Annotated in this window: 19 protein-coding genes and 1 tRNA gene; 8 read left to right on the top strand and 12 right to left on the bottom strand. The window is 66.1% G+C overall.

Features of this window, described 5'->3' with window-relative positions; translation table 11 throughout:
• Window positions 1-18 precede the first annotated feature (18 nt).
• Window positions 19-93: transfer RNA gene (locus VFB18_RS01710), tRNA-Thr, on the top strand.
• 86 nt (window positions 94-179) lie between these two features.
• Here the strand turns inward: VFB18_RS01710 and VFB18_RS01705 are convergent.
• The gene (locus tag VFB18_RS01705) at window positions 180-395 is read right to left on the bottom strand and encodes a hypothetical protein (protein ID WP_324970545.1); all 216 of its coding nucleotides are present in this window, start codon (window positions 393-395) and stop codon (window positions 180-182) included.
• A gap of 131 nt (window positions 396-526) precedes the next feature.
• Here VFB18_RS01705 and VFB18_RS01700 point away from each other — a divergent pair, with 131 nt between their 5' ends.
• The gene (locus VFB18_RS01700; RefSeq protein ID WP_324970544.1) at window positions 527-775 is read left to right on the top strand and encodes a hypothetical protein; all 249 of its coding nucleotides are present in this window, start codon (window positions 527-529) and stop codon (window positions 773-775) included.
• Window positions 776-828: 53 nt separating this feature from the next.
• Window positions 829-1122 carry a hypothetical protein gene (locus VFB18_RS01695; protein ID WP_324970543.1) on the top strand — a complete coding sequence of 98 codons (294 nt, stop codon included), beginning with the start codon at window positions 829-831 and terminating at the stop codon, window positions 1120-1122.
• Between the two features lie 14 nt (window positions 1123-1136).
• Here VFB18_RS01695 and VFB18_RS01690 read toward each other — a convergent pair whose 3' ends face one another.
• The 3 genes from VFB18_RS01690 to VFB18_RS01680 form a co-directional block, all read right to left on the bottom strand.
• Window positions 1137-2951: a PHA/PHB synthase family protein gene (locus tag VFB18_RS01690; protein ID WP_324970542.1), complete on the bottom strand. Its 1815-nt coding sequence runs from the start codon at window positions 2949-2951 to the stop codon at window positions 1137-1139.
• Window positions 2952-3088: 137 nt separating this feature from the next.
• Window positions 3089-4897, bottom strand: a complete 1809-nt coding sequence (locus VFB18_RS01685) for a metallophosphoesterase family protein (RefSeq protein WP_324970541.1) — start codon at window positions 4895-4897, stop codon at window positions 3089-3091.
• Window positions 4894-5451, bottom strand: a complete 558-nt coding sequence (locus tag VFB18_RS01680) for a nucleoside deaminase (RefSeq protein WP_324970540.1) — start codon at window positions 5449-5451, stop codon at window positions 4894-4896. The genes VFB18_RS01685 and VFB18_RS01680 overlap by 4 nt, the downstream gene beginning before the upstream one ends.
• A gap of 207 nt (window positions 5452-5658) precedes the next feature.
• Here VFB18_RS01680 and VFB18_RS01675 point away from each other — a divergent pair, with 207 nt between their 5' ends.
• On the top strand, window positions 5659-6165 hold the full coding sequence (locus VFB18_RS01675) for a DUF1993 domain-containing protein (RefSeq protein WP_324970539.1): 507 nt from the start codon (window positions 5659-5661) through the stop codon (window positions 6163-6165).
• 12 nt (window positions 6166-6177) lie between these two features.
• On the opposite strand, the gene VFB18_RS01670 is transcribed toward VFB18_RS01675, so the two are convergent.
• Window positions 6178-6819 carry a rhomboid family intramembrane serine protease gene (locus VFB18_RS01670; protein WP_324970538.1) on the bottom strand — a complete coding sequence of 214 codons (642 nt, stop codon included), beginning with the start codon at window positions 6817-6819 and terminating at the stop codon, window positions 6178-6180.
• A gap of 197 nt (window positions 6820-7016) precedes the next feature.
• On the opposite strand from VFB18_RS01670, the gene VFB18_RS01665 reads away from it, so the two are divergent.
• Window positions 7017-8765: a L,D-transpeptidase family protein gene (locus VFB18_RS01665; RefSeq protein ID WP_324970537.1), complete on the top strand. Its 1749-nt coding sequence runs from the start codon at window positions 7017-7019 to the stop codon at window positions 8763-8765.
• A gap of 13 nt (window positions 8766-8778) precedes the next feature.
• Here the strand turns inward: VFB18_RS01665 and VFB18_RS01660 are convergent, their stop codons facing one another.
• The 3 genes from VFB18_RS01660 to VFB18_RS01650 form a co-directional block, all read right to left on the bottom strand.
• Window positions 8779-10725 (bottom strand): glutamate ligase domain-containing protein, encoded by a 1947-nt coding sequence (locus VFB18_RS01660; RefSeq protein WP_324970536.1) that lies wholly within the window; start codon window positions 10723-10725, stop codon window positions 8779-8781.
• Between the two features lie 122 nt (window positions 10726-10847).
• Window positions 10848-11144 carry a hypothetical protein gene (locus VFB18_RS01655; protein WP_324970535.1) on the bottom strand — a complete coding sequence of 99 codons (297 nt, stop codon included), beginning with the start codon at window positions 11142-11144 and terminating at the stop codon, window positions 10848-10850.
• A 143-nt stretch (window positions 11145-11287) separates the two neighbouring features.
• Entirely contained in the window at window positions 11288-11548 is a 261-nt protein-coding gene (locus VFB18_RS01650) for a hypothetical protein (RefSeq protein WP_324970534.1), read from the bottom strand.
• Window positions 11549-11766: 218 nt separating this feature from the next.
• Between VFB18_RS01650 and VFB18_RS01645 the strand changes: the two genes are divergently transcribed.
• Complete coding sequence (locus VFB18_RS01645; protein ID WP_324970533.1) at window positions 11767-12243, top strand: DUF302 domain-containing protein; 477 nt, start codon at window positions 11767-11769, stop codon at window positions 12241-12243.
• A 9-nt stretch (window positions 12244-12252) separates the two neighbouring features.
• Here VFB18_RS01645 and cobS read toward each other — a convergent pair whose 3' ends face one another.
• Window positions 12253-13023 (bottom strand): adenosylcobinamide-GDP ribazoletransferase, encoded by a 771-nt coding sequence (cobS, locus tag VFB18_RS01640; protein ID WP_324970532.1) that lies wholly within the window; start codon window positions 13021-13023, stop codon window positions 12253-12255.
• A gap of 39 nt (window positions 13024-13062) precedes the next feature.
• Between cobS and cobT the strand changes: the two genes are divergently transcribed.
• Window positions 13063-14082, top strand: a complete 1020-nt coding sequence (gene cobT, locus VFB18_RS01635) for a nicotinate-nucleotide--dimethylbenzimidazole phosphoribosyltransferase (RefSeq protein WP_324970531.1) — start codon at window positions 13063-13065, stop codon at window positions 14080-14082.
• A 23-nt stretch (window positions 14083-14105) separates the two neighbouring features.
• Here cobT and VFB18_RS01630 read toward each other — a convergent pair whose 3' ends face one another.
• A complete protein-coding gene (locus VFB18_RS01630) occupies window positions 14106-15419 on the bottom strand; it encodes a cobyrinate a,c-diamide synthase (protein ID WP_324970530.1) in 1314 nt (437 codons plus the stop codon).
• A gap of 53 nt (window positions 15420-15472) precedes the next feature.
• On the opposite strand from VFB18_RS01630, the gene VFB18_RS01625 reads away from it, so the two are divergent.
• Window positions 15473-16597: a cobalt-precorrin-5B (C(1))-methyltransferase gene (locus VFB18_RS01625; RefSeq protein ID WP_324970529.1), complete on the top strand. Its 1125-nt coding sequence runs from the start codon at window positions 15473-15475 to the stop codon at window positions 16595-16597.
• On the opposite strand, the gene cobM is transcribed toward VFB18_RS01625, so the two are convergent.
• On the bottom strand, window positions 16564-17325 hold the full coding sequence (cobM, locus tag VFB18_RS01620) for a precorrin-4 C(11)-methyltransferase (RefSeq protein WP_324970528.1): 762 nt from the start codon (window positions 17323-17325) through the stop codon (window positions 16564-16566). The two genes, VFB18_RS01625 and cobM, sit on opposite strands and share 34 nt — an antisense overlap.
• On the bottom strand, window positions 17322-17705 hold the full coding sequence (locus VFB18_RS01615) for a cobalamin biosynthesis protein (RefSeq protein ID WP_324970527.1): 384 nt from the start codon (window positions 17703-17705) through the stop codon (window positions 17322-17324). Before VFB18_RS01615 ends, cobM begins: the two co-directional genes overlap by 4 nt.
• Between the last annotated feature and the right edge of the window lie 110 nt (window positions 17706-17815).

Below are 17815 nucleotides of genomic sequence, written 5' to 3'. Positions count from 1 at the left end.
GTGCCGCTCGCGCCAAGCGCCGCTGTAGCTCAGGGGTAGAGCAGGGCTTTCGTAAAGCCAAGGTCGGGAGTTCAAATCTCTCCAGCGGCACCACCTCCCGGCAGTTCAGCCAAAACGACCAACCGCTCGATTGCACGAGCGGTCCGATTGCCCTGAGTGCGCTGAAGAGGCGGCGAGCGTTAGGTGCAGAACGACAGATAGCACCAGTAGCCGCGCGGGGTACGAATGGCGCATTGGCGGAGCGCAATGCGCGAGGCGGTACTGCAGGAATAGGCGCTGCCCCAGCCCCAGGCGTAGGGGCTCGAGGCTTGGCAATAGCAAGCGAACGCCGCTGACGGCAGCGCCACCGATGCGAAAAGAGCGCCGGCAGCGATGATCAATTTCGTCTTAGTCATGACTACACCCTGCAAATTTCGCGATCCTGGAGAAAACTTAATCTCGTTCCTTGCGCCGACGGGGATTGGTCGCTCGGTGCCGTTATGCTAAACAACTTGGCGGCAGGAGCATACGCCAGAGGTGAGCGAACATGTACAAGAATTCCGCGCTGCTGAAAGCTGCGCTAGCTGTCACAATTATTGCGCTGGCGACGGTTCCGGCAAGTGCCGCGGGCGGCGGTGGCGAAGCGACGCCTGACCAGATGCCTGCCGTCTGCAAGTCTCAAGCCGCTAGTCTGAAGCTTTCCGCCGCGGCCGCCGACGCCTTCGTGCAGAAATGCACCGCCGCTTCGGCGAGCGCCTCGCGCAAGGCGACCCTCAAGCTCGAAGGCACGAAATAGCGCCTGTCCAGTTCGCGCGATGCGGCCTGCTTGCGCTATAGTCGCAAGCGCGCATGATCACGCTTGAAGACTGCTTGGCCTTTTGCGGCCTCACCGAAGAGGAAGTGCTCGCCATCGCCGAGCACGAGCACATTCCTGAAGTGGCCGCGGCGGCGCTCGCCGAGTATCTCGCCTGCCAGGAGCACGGCGCGGACAGGATTAGGGACATGATCGTGGAGGACATCCGCGCGAGCCAAGCGCGCGGCGACTGCGACCATGTGCTGACGCTGCTGCATGTGCTGCATCATTTTTTGAGGACGCATCCCGAGGCGTGCCCAGCGAACCATCCCTGGAGCAAGCGTTTCTGAGACTGCGGCGCGGTTCAGCGCTGATAGATGTAGACGCCGGGCGCCTCGCAAAGCGGCACGAGACCGCGGGAGGGCGCGCCGGTCGCGGGCGGCGGCACGCGGTCGGGGTCGCTCCAGCCTTCGAGCCAGTCGGCCCACGCCGGCCACCAAGAGCCGTCCTTCTTGCCGGCAAGGCTCAGCCAGCCGTCGGGATCGACGTAGCGGTCTCCGGCCTTCCTGGTGGCGATCAGATAATGACGGCCGCGATGGCCTGGCTCGGACAGGATGCCGGCATTGTGCCCGCCGTTGGTGAGCACGAAGGTCACCTCGGTGTCGGTGAAGAGCTGCACCTTATAGACCGAGCGCCACGGTGCGATATGGTCCGTTTCCGTGCCGATCACAAACATCGGCGCCTCGATATCCTTGAGCGCAATGACCTTGCCCTCGACCGCGTAGCGGCCGGCGGTCAGGCGGTTCTCGAGGAACAGCGCCCGCAGATATTGCGAATGCATACGGTAGGGCATGCGCGTCTGGTCGGCGTTCCAGGTGGTGAGGTCGGTGACGGTATCGCGCTCGCCAAGCAGATATTCGCGCATCATCTTCGACCACACGAGATCGTTCGAGCGCAGAATCTTGAACGCGCCCGCCATCTGCTTGGTGTCGAGCACGCCCTGGTCCCACATCATGTCTTCGAGGAAAGCGACCTGGCTCTCGTCGACGAACAGCATGAGCTCGCCCGCCTCGCTGAAATCGGTCTGCGCCGCGAGCAGAGTGATCGTGCCGAGCCGGTTGTCGCCTTCGCGCGCCATGGTTGCCGCGGCGATGGCGAGCAACGTGCCACCGATGCAATATCCGGTGGCGTGCACCTTGCGATCTGGCACGATGGCGGTGACGGCATCGAGCGCGGCCATCACACCTTTGGTGCGATACTCGTCGAAGGTGATGTCGCCGTCTTCGGCGGTGGGGTTGCGCCACGACACCATGAACACGGTAAAGCCGCGCTCGACCAGATAGCGCACGAGCGAATTGTGCGGGCTCAAATCGAGCACGTAATATTTCATGATCCATGCCGGGACGATCAGCACCGGCTCGGCCACGACGCTCGGCGTCTGCGGCTTATATTGGATGAGCTCCATCAGCTCGTTGCGATAAACGACCGTTCCCGGCGTGATGGCGAGATCAACGCCGACGCGCAAACCCTCGGCAGGAGGTGAGGGCTGCATAGTCAGCGCGCGCCAGAAATCCTCCTGCAAATTCTTCGCCCCGCGCACGAGATTGGCGCCCTGCTCCTTGGCCGTCTGTTCGATGACGACAGGGTTGAGCCAGGGGATGTTTGACGGCGACCAGACGTCGAGCAATTGCCGCGCGACAAAGCTGACGCGCGCCGCGTTCGTCGGCGTCATGCCGCGCACTTCGCGGGTTGCGTTTCTCCACCACGCTTCTTGCGCGAGAAAGGCCTGCTGCAACCATGAGTAGGGCGGCTTCTGCCAGGCAGGGCCCTCAAAGCGCCGGTCGCCCGGCTGAGGGAAGGGTGGCTCGCCGTGATTACCTGAAGTGCCCTGGGCGAGAAGATGCGCGAGTTGCGCGGACGCCGTAATGGCCTCGAGCCCGAGCTCCAACTGCCGTCCCGGCGCATAGGCGAGATGAGAGGCCCAATCGAACCAGGCGGCAAACAGCGCGTGCGGGGAAACGCCCTGCGTGAAGCGCGCGGTGACGGCGCGCGCCAGACGGTCCATGGTCTCGAACGAGGGCCCGTTCGCGGTTGTGACCGGCGAGGGCGCCGGCTGCATTGCGGCGAATTTGTCGCCTGCGGGATAAGGCGTTCCCAAGCGTGTGGGAGCTTCGTTCATGGCAAATTCCGATACGTCGAGTTCCGGGACCGGGGTGGGCGAAAATCGCGGCCTCGGGCTGAGGGGCCATCATGGCACTCGACCAGACGGCAATTGGCATTGCGCTGGGTCAAATTTGGCGACCGTTGCCGGCAAGTTTAAGATTTCGGGGTCACCGATTTATGAAACCGATGCGCCGCGCCGGATCGGCCGACCGCCACATCGTCGCTTTCGCCGGGAATTTCGATCCAATGCGGCGCGAGCAGCTCGAGTTCCCCGTCGCTCGTGGCGGCGAGGGTGTGGATGTAGAAGCCGGTCGCGACCTCGTCGGTCACCTCCATCACGGGCGAGGGTGCCGAGACGATTGCGAGATCGCCGCAATGCCCGATCCAGTCGACATGGCGGTGGCCGTGCATCAGGATCGCGCGCTTTGCGAGCGGCTTCAGCTTGCGCACGAACCAATTGCCGTTGATGAGCGCCGTGCCGATGCGCTCGGACAGCGTCTTCGCCTTCCACGGATATTCGACCACATGATGGTGCAGAGCGATCAGCCAGACGGCGTGCGGATATTGCTCCGCCGCGTGCTCGATGCCGCGCATCTGCTCGGCCGAGATCATGCCGAGGGCATTGGTGAAGGAGAAATGGGTGTCGGCGTTTGAGTTGAGAACGATCACGCCGAGCCCCCGATCCTCGTGCGGCGCGAGCACCATGGGAAACACCCTCGCCCAGAGCTCCGCGAGCCGTCGCGAGAAAAGCGGCCGGCCAGTGTCGGCGAAGCGCGCGATCGCGTTCCGGTAGGGGGCAAGCACCTCGCCGAGGGTCTTGCCGAGTTTGTGCGTTCTGCCGTCGACGAGTCTGACGCGGCTGCCCTGGATCGCCTCCATCGCCGACAGCATTCTGAGTTGCCTGAGCCTGATGGCGGGACTCCCCGGCAAATCCATGCGCGCCGGATTCGAGCGGTCGACGATATTGAGATCGTGATTGCCGGGGAGGATCAGCATCCGCGCGGCGAGCTCGGGATAGGGTGCGATTGCCGCGAAGAACTCGGCCCATTCGCTTGCGAGCCCGGCGTCGGTGACGTCGCCGCTGATGATAACGAGGTCGAGCGGGTCCTTGGCGTCGATCACTTCGAGCGCGGCGAAGAGGCGCTTAAGGCGGACATTGCCACGTGGCCCGAGCCGCCCGCTCTCGAGCCTGAAGCCGTAGGGCGGAGCGACGACATGGATGTCGGAGAGATGGGCGATGCGCCAAACCTTCGCCTTCTTGGTGCGCGTGGCGAACTCACGGAGGGTCACCGGCTGCTGCATCAGCGCGTCGGCGAAGCCCCAGAACAGCGCCCCGACCGCCAGATAAGAGGCGACCACGAGCAGGCTGTTGGCGAGCGTGACTTTGGTCGCCCGCGTGAAAGAGTCGATCTCCGCCAACGTTGCGAAGAGATGCGCCCGCGGCCATGCCCATCCGGCCACCGCGAGCCCGAGCGCGAAGAGAAGCACGCCGGCAACGGCGGCGGCGCCAGCGCGAAGTCTCGCACGGCTCACATCGGTGGCGCTGGCCGAAAGCAGGCGCTCCGAGACGTGGCGCAGCACCTCGCGGCAGGCCGCGTAGACCGGCTGGACGAGGAGCGCATTGAGCGACCAGAAGCTCGTCTCGGCGAGACGGAACAGCGGCCGCCAGCCGAGCCAGCCGATGGCTGCCGACACCGCGAGCAGGATCACCGTCCACAGACCGACATTTGGCGAGACAACATTGTCGGTGATCGCCCGGAACCACATGCTGGTGGCGATCGGTACGAAGCCGAGCAGGACCCCGGGAACGATGAGGAGCAATCCCCAGGCGAGGATCAGCTTGGGCAGGCTGATTTCGACCAGCATGCCGCCGAGCAGCGCGAGCATCGAGCGCTTCTTCGTGCTCGAGGCGTCGTCCTCGATGTCGCCGCGGCGCGGATCGATGATCGGATCGATGGTCACTTGAAGAGTTTAAGCGATTCCGCGGCCAGCACGCCCCCCGTCAGCGCAATGTCGGCGAACGGCGTCTTGGCGGCGATCTCGGCGTCGGTGACCATGATCTGTCCGATCTTGGTCGCCAGCTGCGCAATCGAGGCGCCGAACACCACCCGTGAGATGCCGCACCAGACGATCGCCCCCATGCACATGGGGCAGGATTCGGCCGAGGTGTAGAGCGTCGTGCCTTTCAGCTTGTCGGGTCCGTGCGCGGCGAGGAAGTTGCGGATGGCGACCATCTCGCCATGGGCGGTCGGGTCCTTCTCCTTGATGCCGAGATTGCGCCCGCGCGCGAGCACCTCGCCATTGGCAACGATGACGGCGCCGAAGGGATAGTCGCCCTGCGCCGCCTCCTCGATGGCAAGGCGCATGAATTTCTCGTCCTCGGCGGTGGCCGGAGTCTCGATACCCCTGGCTAGAGCGGGGCGCGCTATCGGCAAAATCACCGCGCCAAGCGCGAGCGCGGCGGCCTCGCGGCGGCTCAATCCGGGTGCATGACGTCTCGGTGTTGCGTTGTCCATGCGGGCCTCTTGCTGCTTCGTGGGGCGGTATTCTTCCTGTGCGCCCCGCGACCCAGGGCGCGCAGTGGGTGAGGTTAGCAAAGATTTCAAGAGACGACGCGCCGCAGATAGAACGAAAAACTGTGATCGGAGTGCCGTTGCCTAGCGGGCCGTCTGTTTGGCAGAACCTCCTCGGGACATTTCACCTTCGGGAGGCGATGCTGCGCCATGACGATTTCCATGTACCAGGCCTCGGTGCCTGCATTTCTGTCGATGCTGAAGAACCTCACCACCATCATCGAGAAGGCGGAAGGCTACGCCGCCGAGCACAAGATCGCCGAGGAGGTGATGGTCAATTGGCGGCTCGCCCCCGACATGTTCCCCTTCTCGCGCCAGGTGCAGATCGCGGCTGACTTCGCCAAGGGCACGACGGCGCGGCTCGCCGGCGCCGAGGTGCCGAGCTATCCCGACGACGAAAAGACCTTCGCCGAGCTCAAGGCGCGCATCAGAAAGACGGTAAAATTCGTCGAAGGCTTCAAGGCCAACGACATCGACGGCTCGGAAGACCGCGACATCACGCTCAAGATCGGCGGCCAGGACATGCGCTTCAAAGGCCTGCCCTATCTCGTGCATTTCTCCCTGCCCAACTTCTATTTCCACGCCACGGCGGCCTACGCGATCCTGCGCGCCTGCGGCGTTCCGCTCGGCAAGCGCGATTATCTCGGCGAGATGTAAGCGCGCTTCGCTTTAAGCCCCGGTCTCGGAGCGTCCGCGGAACAGGAAGGTCATGGCAAGTCCGGCGATGAACCCGCCGATATGCGCCACGTAGGCGACGCCGCCGACATCGGCGTTGCCGATGGTGCCGACACCGCTGATCAGCTGGAGCACGATCCATAGTCCGAGGACGACGAAAGCGGGCATGGCCACGATCTGGCGTCCGACCAGCACGTTAACGCGCGATTGCGGGAACATGAGGATATAGGCGCCGAGCACACCTGCGATCGCGCCCGAAGCGCCGACATTTGGCACGGCCGATCCCGGCGAAACCGCATATTGGGCGAACGTCGCCGCGATTCCGGCGAGCAGATAGAAGATGAGAAAATTGATGTGACCGAAGCGGTCCTCGACGTTGTCGCCGAAGATCCACAGGAACACCATGTTGCCGATGAGATGGAACCAGCTGCCATGCATGAACATGGCGGTGAGGACGGTGACGGCGGCGCCGACCGGATCTTGCGAGAAGCGCACCGGGATGAACGCCCAGCGCTCGATGAATGAGTCGCCCCCCGACAGCTCGACCAGGAAGAACAGTACGTTGAGGCCGATCAGGGCGAAGGTGACCACCGGGGTCGTGCGCCGCTGTGAGTCGTCGTCACTGACGGGGAACATGTGCTCTTCCGCCTCGCCCGCGAACCCTGTCGAGCGATCATAGCAACCGGCTATGCGAAGTCCATGTGCCGCCGCCGCGATGTGCCAAAAAGGCGAGTGATTTCCGGGGGGTGCGGCGTAACGGACACAGTGCAAGCATCGATTCGGAGTGGCCCTTCGCCAATTGAGGGTCTAACGTGTGACGGCACGGGGGTGAGATGGGCGGACGGATCTTAGCTGCGGGCTTTGCCGCTGGTTGGCTCGCGCTTGCGCTGGCGCTGCCGGCCATGAGCGGAACGCGCGCCGAGGAGGCGCCCACCTCTGCCGGTGTGGCGCCGAATGGTGCGAGTACGCCGCCTGCCGAGGCATCGTCCGCAACATCCGGCACGCAGTCCTCGTCCGCCACGGCCGAGCCCGACAAGGGGGCAGAGCCGCGCACCGACACCGCCGCGGCCACTCCCAACGCCGAGCCCGAACCCGTGGTGCCTTCCAACACGAGCGCGCCCGCGCCAGACGCCGCCCCGTCCGGGCCGAGCGCCGCAGCGGCGGCCCCTGCGGACCCTATCGTCGCCGCCATCCGCGCCAAGCTGGCCGATCCCGCCATCCGCAAAGGAGTGGCGCCGGAGGATCTCGCCGCGTTGCAGGCCTTCTATTCAGAGCGCACTGAAAACCCGCTCTGGATTACCTCGGTCGGCTTCTCGGCACGCGCCCAAGCCGTCATCACCGAGATCGAGAACGCCGACGATTGGGGCCTTCCGTCCGACGCTTTCGATCTGCCGCCGCCTGCCGATCTTCCCCCCAATGTGGAAGCGCAGGCCTCCGATGAGGTGAAGCTCGACATCGCCATTCTGAAATATGCGCGTTATGCCCGCGGCGGCCGGATTTCGCCGGCGCGCGTCAGCCCGCTCATCGATCAGAAGCCCGACTTGCGCGATCCCAAAACGATGCTCAAGGAGATCGGTGCCGCGCGCGCCCCCGACTCCTATCTGCGCGGGCTTCATCCCAAGCACGTGCAGTTCGAGCGCCTGCGCCAGGCGCTGCTCAGGGAGCGCGGCAAGGGCAAGAAGAGCAACCCGGCCGAGGTACAGCGCATCATTGTCAACATGGAGCGCTGGCGCTGGATGCCCGCCGATCTCGGCTCTTATTACGTGCAAGACAACATCCCGGAATTCGTCGGCCGCGTGGTGAAGAACGGGAAGGTGGTCTATGCCACCAAGGTCGTCGTCGGTCTGCCCAAATACGCCACGCCGATCTTCTCGGCCGACATGCGTTCTATCGTGTTCAATCCGGACTGGACGGTGCCCGAGACCATCGTCATGGAGGATTTGGCGCCGGCGCTGAAGGCCGACACCGGCCCGGACCTTTCGATCCTTCGCGATCATGAGCTGAACGTGAGCTACGAGGGCAAGCCGGTCGACCCCGCCACCATCGACTGGGGCCGCGCCAACGTCATGTCCTATACCTTCATCCAGCCGCCGGGCCCCGACAACGTGCTCGGCAAGCTCAAGTTCAACTTCCCCAACCGCCACGCCATTTACATGCACGACACCATCCAGCCGGAGGTGTTCGACGAGACGGTGCGCATGGCAAGCCACGGCTGCATCCGGGTGTTCCAGCCTGCCAAGCTCGCCACTTTCCTGCTCTCCGAGGACAAAGGCTGGTCCGAGCAGAAGGTGAGGGAGATGCTCGCCGAGGGCCACGACAGCGTGGTCTCCCTCTCGCGCAAATTCCCCGTCCATCTCACCTATTTCACCATGACGGTTGACGAAAAGGGCAAGGCGCAGACCTTCGCCGACATTTACGGTCTCGATGCCAAGATGGCTTCGGCGCTGTTCGGCAAGGCCTCGAAGCTCGACGAGCTCGAGGCGGAAGCGAACGCGGGTGCGACCGGCCCTCGTCGCCGCGCCGCGTGGAACTCAGGCCACGGCGGCCTGACCGAGGCGCTCAGCGGCCTGTTCGGCAATTAGCCTTCGGCTTGCGCTATTTGACTGGCGCGGTCGCGCTCTCGACCGCGGCGAGGATTGAGCGTGCAAGCTCGGTCAGCGAAGGATCGCGCGCGCCCATCACGAGGACGAGGTCGCCAGCTTGCGCCTCGTCCGCGATGCGAGCGATGAGCCACTGCCGCGACGGGGCGAACTCGGCATGAGTGCCCTTCGCCGCGATCTCCGCCACGATGTCGGCCGACGAAAAGTCGCGTGTCGCCGTGCCGCCGGCATAGAACACTTCAAGCATGAACAGCCGGTCATGGGGCTCGAGCTCGCCCGCGAAGGTCCTGACGAAGTCCGGTCGCAGGAAGCGCGTCGGGCCGTAGCCGTGCGGCTGATAGACGGCGAGCACGCGCTTCGCTCTGAGCCGCGCCGTCCTGATTGCCGCTGCGATCTTCTCGGCGTTGTGGGCGAAATCGTCGACCACTTCGATCCCGCGCGAGTTGCCGATGGTCTGAAATCGCCGCCCGATGCCTTTGAATGCCGCGAGCGGCTCCACCATATCGGCAAGCTCGACGCCTAAAACACGCGCGCCGGCGATCGCGGCAAGCGCATTGGCGACGTTATGCACGCCAGGCACGGGAAGGAAGAAGCTCACGTCATCGACGCGGAAATGACTCGCGGCCGCGTCGAGCTCGACATCTTCGCCGCGGATATCGGCCTTGTCGCTGAAGCCGAAGCGGATCGCGGTGCCGGCGAACCGGTCAAGATTGTCGGCATCGCCCACGACGAGAGCCTCGCGCGCCCGCGCACGCAAGGTTGCGAACATGGCGGCGACCTCGGCCGGCTCGCGATGATCGCGCTGGAGATTGAGGATCACGCCGATCGCGGGCGCATAGCGGACCAGCGTGCCGTCGCTCTCGTCCGCCTCGACCACGAGCAGGTCGGATGAGCCGGCGAACGCGTTGCCCGGCAAGCCTTGCGCCTGGAGCAGGGGGAGATCGCCGCCGGTGATGACCGAGGGATCGAGCCCCGCTCCGCGCAGGATTTCGTAGGTCATGGCGGTCACTGTCGATTTTCCACTCGTGCCGGTGATCGCGATCGAGCGATGCGTTCCCACGAAATGAGCGAGCAGCTCCGATCGATGCACGATCGGGATCTCGAGTTCGCGCGCTCTCGCTACGTCCGGCACGTGGTCTTCGACCGCGGTGGAGACGACGAGCGCCGCGCAGTCGGTCCCGACCCCGCTTCCGTCCTGCGCGAACACCGTGATGCCGAGCGTCTCGAGCTCCGCGCGCAAGCCCGAGCGCTCGCCGCGATCGAAGGCGCGGTCGCTTCCGCTCGCCGTGCCGCCCGTCATTGCCTGGAATTGTGCCAGCGCACTCATGCCCGATCCCGCGAGTCCGGCATAGTGGAAGCGGCCGCTGTTGGGATCGGGGATGATGCGCTCGTCGGGAGCGGCGATGAGCACGAGATCGCCCTCGCGCACCCGCTCGAACAGCTCGGTCACGTCGCGGCTGGTCAGCCGCACGCAGCCGTGGCTCGCGGTCCTGCCGATCAAGTCCTCGTGGTTGGTGCCGTGCAGATAAATGTAGCGCGAGCGCGAGTCGCATCCCGGTCCGCGATTGATGCCGTCCTCGAGCCCGTCGAGGGTGAGGATGCGGGTGAGGATGAGATCGTCGTGGCGCGTCTCGCCGCACCATCGCTCGCCGGTCCTCTGGCGCGACACGAACACGGCGCCTTGTGGAGCCTCCGCGCCGATCTTGCGGCGGATCGAATGCCAGCCGGGCGGCGTGCGGAGCGAGCCTTCCTCTCCGCCGATCCCCCGGCGAGCGGTCGATACGGGCCAGATGGCGACCGGCGTCCCGCCTTCGATGAGGGTCGCGACCTGACGCTCGACATCGACAACAAGCAGGCGCTCGGGCAGCACGCCCGGCGCGCCGGGACGGGTTAGCCCTTCGCGCAGAAGCTCGAGCGCTCTCGCCGATGAAAGTTTGTCCAATGGGGTCATCCCGCGCGCACTCTGCCATAGAGGGCGCGGCGGGGTTACCCTCTTGTTTGTAAATTTATTACGCGAGACGGGACCGGTAGCGATCGCCGCCGGTCCCTAATCAGGCGTAGGGGTTACCACCAGTAGCGGTAGCGCGGTCCGTACCAGTATCTGTAGCCGTAGTAGGGATAGGGCCGGTAATAGTAGTGCGGATAGTAACGCGGCCCCCAGTACCAATAGTTATAGCGGGGACCCCAGCCCCAATAGCGATAGCGGCGATGGACTTTCTCGACCGGCAACGCCTGCTCGGCCGCCGAGCGTGCGGCGGCACTGCCATCGGGAAGCGCAGGCGCTGCCTTTGCCTGCCCCAATCCGAGGGCAAGGCCTAGGGCGAGCGTCGCGGCAGCGAAAAGTTTTGGGAGGTGAGGCATGTCTTGACTCCTTGGCGCCAACCTCCCCCGGCGCTTGCAAGCCTAATGAGAGGTTAGGCGCGCCGCAACGCGCCCGAGGATCACAAGACGGTGATGCCGGCCCTCGTGCCCCCGCTCAGGGCAAATCCTGGAAAGTGCCGTGCCTAGAACAGCGGGCCGCCATACGGGTAGTAGAACTGCCAGTAGCGGTACTGGTAGGGGCGCCAATAGGGGTAGCACTGCCAGTTGCAGCGGCGCGGAGCTAGGGCCGCGTAGCGCTTCGATTTGGCCTTGTAGTGCGCGGCCTCCACGGGGACGGTGCTTGCCCTTTTGGCGAGCGCGGCATGGTCGCCGAGGAGGAGGGGCGCCGCCATGGCCGGGGCGGCGAGGAAGGCGAAAATGGCGAAAACGACGGCAAAGCGCATCGGGATACTCCCTGCTTGATGCCTACAATTGTTGTTCTTCTTCGCGAACGCCAATAGCACAGCCAAGTTTCCACGAGGTTAGCGTGACAAGGTGTGCCGCGGCCATAGCCTCCCGGCATCGAATTGGAAGCGAAGCGGCATTTCAGCTTGAATGACGGCTTAGCCATGCTCTGGCGCACAAGGTGAAGACCAACGTGCCGCCAGAGGAGAAGGCTCCAATGTTTATCCGCTTCGTCGCTGCCGCAGCATTTGCGGCGTTCGCCCTCATCGCTTCGGTATCGCAACCGGCGTTGGCCGTCGAGGATGACGGCATCGTGAAGTTCAAGAGCGCTTACGACATGCAAGAGACCATCAAGCGCATCAAGAAGGATGTCGCCGACAAGGGCATCATGTTCTTCGACGAGATCGATCAGTCGAAGCTCGCCGCCGATGCCGGCGTCAAGCTGTTGCCATCGACGCTGCTCGTGTTCGGCAATCCGCCGCTCGGCACTCTGTTCCTGACCTCTGACCCCGACGCCGGGCTCGATTGGCCGGTGCGGTTGCTCGTTTACCAGGACGCCAAAGGCGATGTGTGGGTTGCTTATACCGACTTCGCTTGGATCGCGAAGCGCCACGGCATCACCAACCGCGACAAGGAGTTCAATATGGCCTCGGAGGTGATCTCTTCCATCACCTCGACCGTCAAGCCGAAATAGAACGGGACTCTAGAGCCAGGCCGAAGCGACGAGCAGGATCAGGATCTCTCCCGTCTGCTCGACCGCACCGAGCACATCCCCGGTCTGCCCGCCGATCTGCCTCATGCAGAGGAGCGCAAGCAGGCCGGCGGCAATGGCAAGCAAGACCGTGGTGATCACCGCCCCACCGATACCGAGCGTAAACAGGAGCACGGCGAAGCCGATCAGCGCCGCTATGGCCGGCGTGCCCGCGGGTGGTCTTCCGGCATCGGCCGCGAGTCCGTCCGAGCGGGCCGTCGGCACGCGGCGCATGAACATGGGAAGGATTGCGCGCCCTCCGGTATGCGAGGCAAGCAAGGCGGAGATGGCAAGCGACGGATCGCCGAGGCTCGAGATCGCGCCCGTCTTGAACAAGATCGAAAACACGAGCGCGCAGGTGCCGTAGGCGCCGACCCGGCTGTCGCGCATAATCTCGAGCTTTTCTTCGCGCGTCTTGCCGCCGCCGAAGCCATCGACGGTATCGGCGAGCCCATCCTCGTGCAGGCAGCCCGTGACGAGCATGGTGGTGGCGACAGCGAGCAGGGCCGAGACGAACGGGCTCAAATCGAGCCTGAAGCTGATCCAATAGATGAGACCGGCGAGCAGTCCGATTCCGGCGCCGACGACCGGAAAGCTCCAGCTCGCCCGCGCCAAGTCACCGCCCGTTGCGGGTGTGCGGCCGAAGAGGGGAAGGCGCGTGCAGAAGGCTAGGCCCGTCAAAAGCTCCGTGCTAAGGGCCCGTGGCGAAATGGCGGTTGTCATGCGTCTGTCCCTCCCTTGAGCCCGCATTCTACTCGAAAAATGACCAGCTTCGCCTCATTTGCCGATCTTAGAGCGGCATGTCTCGATCTGCCCTCCGGCGACGAGGCGGCAGCAGCTCGGGTCGCGGCCCGCGAGGGGACGCTCACCAAGCCGCCCGGAAGCCTGGGACGCCTTGAAGAGGCGGTCGAGTGGCTGGCACGCTGGCAGGGTATGAGTCCGCCGCGGCTCGAGGCGATCGAGTTCCTCGTCTTCGCCGGCAATCACGGCGTCGTGGCGCAAGGGGTGTCGGCCTACCCGGCCGAGGTAACGGCGCAGATGGTGGCAAATTTCGCCGCCGGGGGCGCCGCCATCAACCAGCTCGCGCATGTGGTCGGCGCCGAGCTTCGCGTCATAGCGCTCGACCTCGACCGGCCGACCCGCGACTTCACCGAAGCGCCGGCGATGGACGAAGCGGAGTTTCTGGAGGCGGCGGCCGCGGGCTACGACGCGCTGTCGCCCGACGCAGACCTCGTCGTGCTCGGCGAAATGGGCATCGGCAACACGACGGCGGCTGCCGCGGTCTCCGCCGCGCTCTTCGGCGGAGGCGGGCCGCGCTTCGCCGGCCGCGGCACCGGCGTCGATGAGGCCGGCTTGAGGCGGAAGCAGGGGGCGATCGATCAAGGCCTCAAGCGCCATGCGGCCGTGCTCGACGACCCGCTCAAGCTCGCTGCGGCGCTCGGCGGGCGGGAACTTGCCGCCATCCTCGGCGCCTGCCTTGCGGCGCGGCACCGGCGCGTTCCGGTCCTCATCGACGGCTTTGTCTCGACGGCGGCCGTCGCGCCGCTGAAAAAGCTCCGCAGTGACGCGCTCGATCATACGCTCGCGGGCCACATGTCGGCCGAGTCGGGCCACCGCTTCCTGCTGCAGGAGCTTGAGCTCAGCCCGCTGCTTGATCTCGGCATGCGGCTCGGCGAGGGCTCGGGCGCTGCGATTGCCGTGCTCGTGCTGCGCGCGGCACTCGCCTGCCATACCGGCATGGCGACCTTCGCCGAGGCGCGCGTGTCCGGGAAGGATGGCTGAACCATCTCTCGCGAACATGAGGCTTACACCGAGGCGATGGCGTGGAAGAACGTGCCTGTAACGTTGCCGCGCCGGCCGCCTGTCCTGCCGAGCATCTGGCCCTGCGCGTCCTTGATTTCGGCGAACGGCCTATCGTTTCCGGTCGCTGCCAGCGATGCGTAGTGGAACTCATGCCCCCGCACGGTTGACCCTTCGGGCCCGAGCGGGCTGTCGGCAAGAAGATGAGCCTCGCGATAGCCGAGATGGAGCATCTTCTTGGCGAAGCTCGTCGAATGGCCGAGGAGCCCGGCCATGGCGTGGCTCACGCCATCCACGTCTTCGAGGCTCTCGCCGAGCACCATGTACCCGCCGCACTCGCCATGAACTTTGCGCGTCGCCGCGAACCGCGTGAGCCCATCACGAAAGCGATGCGCCGTTGCGAGCCGGCCTGCATGCAGCTCAGGGTATCCGCCGGGGAGCCAGCAGATGTCGCAGTCCTCTGGCGGCGGTTCGTCGGCAAGCGGAGAGAAGGTAACGACCTCGGCCCCTGCGCGCCGCCACCCTGAGAGGAGGTGCGGATAGGTGAAGGTGAAGGCGTCGTCCCGCGCGAGCGCGATGCGCGCACCGGGCGGCCTGACGGCGACCGCGCCTTGCGCGGGTCCGAGCCGGGGAACCGAGGCAATGGCAATGATGCCGTCGAGATCGAGATGCCGCTCGGCGAGATCGGCGAGACGGCCAAATCGCGCGTCGAGGTCACCGTGCTCGCTCGCCTGCACGAGTCCGAGGTGGCGCTCGGGCAGAGCGAGCGATGCGTCGCGGCCGATCGCGCCGAGCACGAAAACGCCGAGATCCGCGATGGCATCCGAGACGAGCCGCAAATGCCGCTCGCTGCCGACCTTGTTCAGAACCACCCCGCCGATCTTGACCTCAGGGTCGTGAGCGGCGAAGCCGCGTACGAGCGCCGCGGCCGACTGCGATTGTCCCGCGACATCGAGCACGAGCAGAACCGGGAGCCCGAAGCGGGCGGCGAGATCGGCCGTGGCCCCGCTCCGCCCGCGCGGCGCTTCGATCCCGTCGAACAGGCCCATCACCCCTTCGACGACGATCAGCTCGGCATCGGCCGCCGCCTCGGCGAAGAGCGCTTCGAGCAAGGCCGGGGGCATGGCCCAGCTGTCGAGATTGACGCTTTGGCGCCCCGTCGCCGCCTCGTGAAAGGCGGGGTCGATATAATCGGGTCCGGCCTTGGCGGCCTTGACCCTGATCCCCCGCCGGGAAAGGGCCGAAATGAGCGCGAGCACTACCGTCGTCTTGCCGGCGCCGGAGCGGGGGGCAGACACGATCAGCCCGCGCGCGCTCATGGCACTGACCTCAAGCCGTGACGATCGGCCCGCGCCGCTCTATAGCGGAGGGCATGCCAGGACATGCGCCTCCCCTCCGCCGCGGCTGGACCACGGGCACCTGCGCCACCGCTGCGGCCAAGGCGGCCTATACCGCGCTTCTCACCGGCTCTTTCCCGGATCCGGTCGAGGTCACGCTTCCGGGCGGCGGCCGACCGGCATTCAGCATCGCCAAGACTGAGATCGGCGATGGCTTCGCCACGGCCGGCGTGGTGAAAGACGCCGGCGACGACCCCGACGTGACGCACGGCGCGCTGATCCTCGCCACGGTGAGGCGAGGGCCTAGGCGAAGCGGCGTCACCTTCCGCGCTGGCGAAGGCGTGGGCACGGTGACCAAGCCCGGCCTCCCCGTTCCGCCCGGCGAGCCTGCCATCAATCCCGTGCCGCGCCAGATGATGCGCGCAGCGATCGCAGAGGTTGCCGCCGCGCACGGCGACGACGGCGACATCGAGATCGAGATCGCGATCCCCGGCGGGGAGGCGCTCGCCGCCAAGACGCTCAACGGGCGCCTTGGCATCGTGGGCGGCCTCTCGATCCTCGGCACGACGGGAATCGTCGTGCCCTATTCCTGCGCTGCCTGGATCGCCTCGATCCATCAGGGCATCGACGTCGCCCGCGCCGCAGGCCTCACCCATATCGCCGGCGCGACTGGCTCGACCTCCGAAGCCGCGGTGCAGAAGCTTTACGGGCTGCCCGAGACGGCGCTGATCGACATGGGCGACTTCGCCGGCGGTATGCTGAAATATGTGCGCAGCCACCCCGTTCCGCGCGTCACCATCGCAGGCGGCGTCGGCAAGATGACGAAGCTCGCACAAGGCCTGCTCGATCTTCATTCGCGCCGCGGCCAGGTCGATCTTAACGTCCTCGCCGCCCTTGCCGAGAGCGCTGGCGGCTCCGGAGCGCTTGCCGCGCGCATCCTCGCTTCGAACACGGCGGCCGAGGCCTTCGCCCATGCCGAGCAGGCTGGCATCCCACTTGGCGATGCGGTCGCGCGCGCGGCGCAAGCGACGGCTCAAGCCGCCGTCGCCGGCAGATCTATAGAGATCGAGATCGCGGTATTCGATCGCGAGGGACGCCTCGTGGGGCGCGCGCCGTTCGCGCCCGCTCATGCCGCGCCTCCGCGGAAGCGGCGGCGATAATCGACGTTATAGAGCGCGCTCTCGCGGAAGTCCTCGGCCGCGAGCGCCCGGCCGACCAGGATGAGCGCGGTACGCTCGATCGGATCGGCCGCGACCTTGGCTGTGATATCCCCGAGCGTTCCGCGCACGACCTTTTCGTTCGGTCGGCTCGCGTCGGCGACCACCGCCGCCGGGCAGTCGGGGCCGTAAAGCGGGATGAGCTCTTCGACCACCTTGTCGAGGACATGGATGGCAAGGTGGATGGCGAGGGTCGCGCCGGTCGCGGCGAACGCGGCAAGGCGCTCGCCTTCCGGCATGCGCGAGGCGCGACCCCCCACGCGCGTGAGCACGACGCTCTGTGCCACCTCGGGAACGGTCAGCTCGCGCCCGAGCGCCGCCGCCGCCGCGGCGAAAGCCGGCACGCCCGGCGTCAGCGTATAGGGAATGCCGTGCGCTTCGAGCCGCCGCAACTGCTCGGCGAGCGCGCTGAACACCGAGAGGTCTCCGGACTGGAGCCGCGCCACGTCCTGTCCCTTCTCGTGCGCTGCGACGAACTCGGCCTCGATCTCCTCGAGCGCCATCGGCGCCGTGTCGACGATCCGCGCGCCGTCCGGGCAATAGGCGAGAAGCTCGCGCGGAACGATCGAGCCGGCATAGAGGCAGACCGGGCAGCGGGCGATCAACTCGCGCCCCCTCACCGTGATGAGGTCGGGAGCGCCGGGACCCGCGCCGATGAAATGCACTGTCATGACGCGTTCGTGTCGGCGAGTGCGCAGGTGACCGGCCCGACCGCGATACGTGGCAGGAGGAGCGTGGCCTTAGGCCCTCCCGCCGCGAGCGCCGCGGCCTCCGCCACCGACGGCACCCCGACAAGCGCCTTCACCCGCGGGGAAAAGGACTGCGTCCGTGTTCCCGCCGCCTCGAGATCCGCGGGCGAAACGCGCAGGAGCGGCACGCCGCGCGCTTCCGCGGCCGCCACGATCCCGGGTTCGTTCCCCTTGCCGTCAGAGGTGGCGATGAGGCGAAGCGTCTCGCGCCCGCGCTTCGCTTGCGCGAACGCCTCGTCGATCGCCGCTTCGACCTCGGCTTGCGAAGCACCTTTGCGGCAGCCGATGCCTGCGACGATCATGGCTTGATCCACCTGAATTGCGTGACCGGCAGAGCCGTGCGCCACCCCAACTTGCCGCCGACCGCGTCGGCGCGCGCCACCGCGATGCGGGTAAGCTCCCCGCCGAACCT

It is taken from the genome of Methyloceanibacter sp. (assembly GCF_035650995.1).
In the GTDB taxonomy this organism is placed as follows: Bacteria; Pseudomonadota; Alphaproteobacteria; order Rhizobiales; family Methyloligellaceae; genus Methyloceanibacter.
This window is presented reverse-complemented; position numbering and strand designations above follow the sequence as displayed.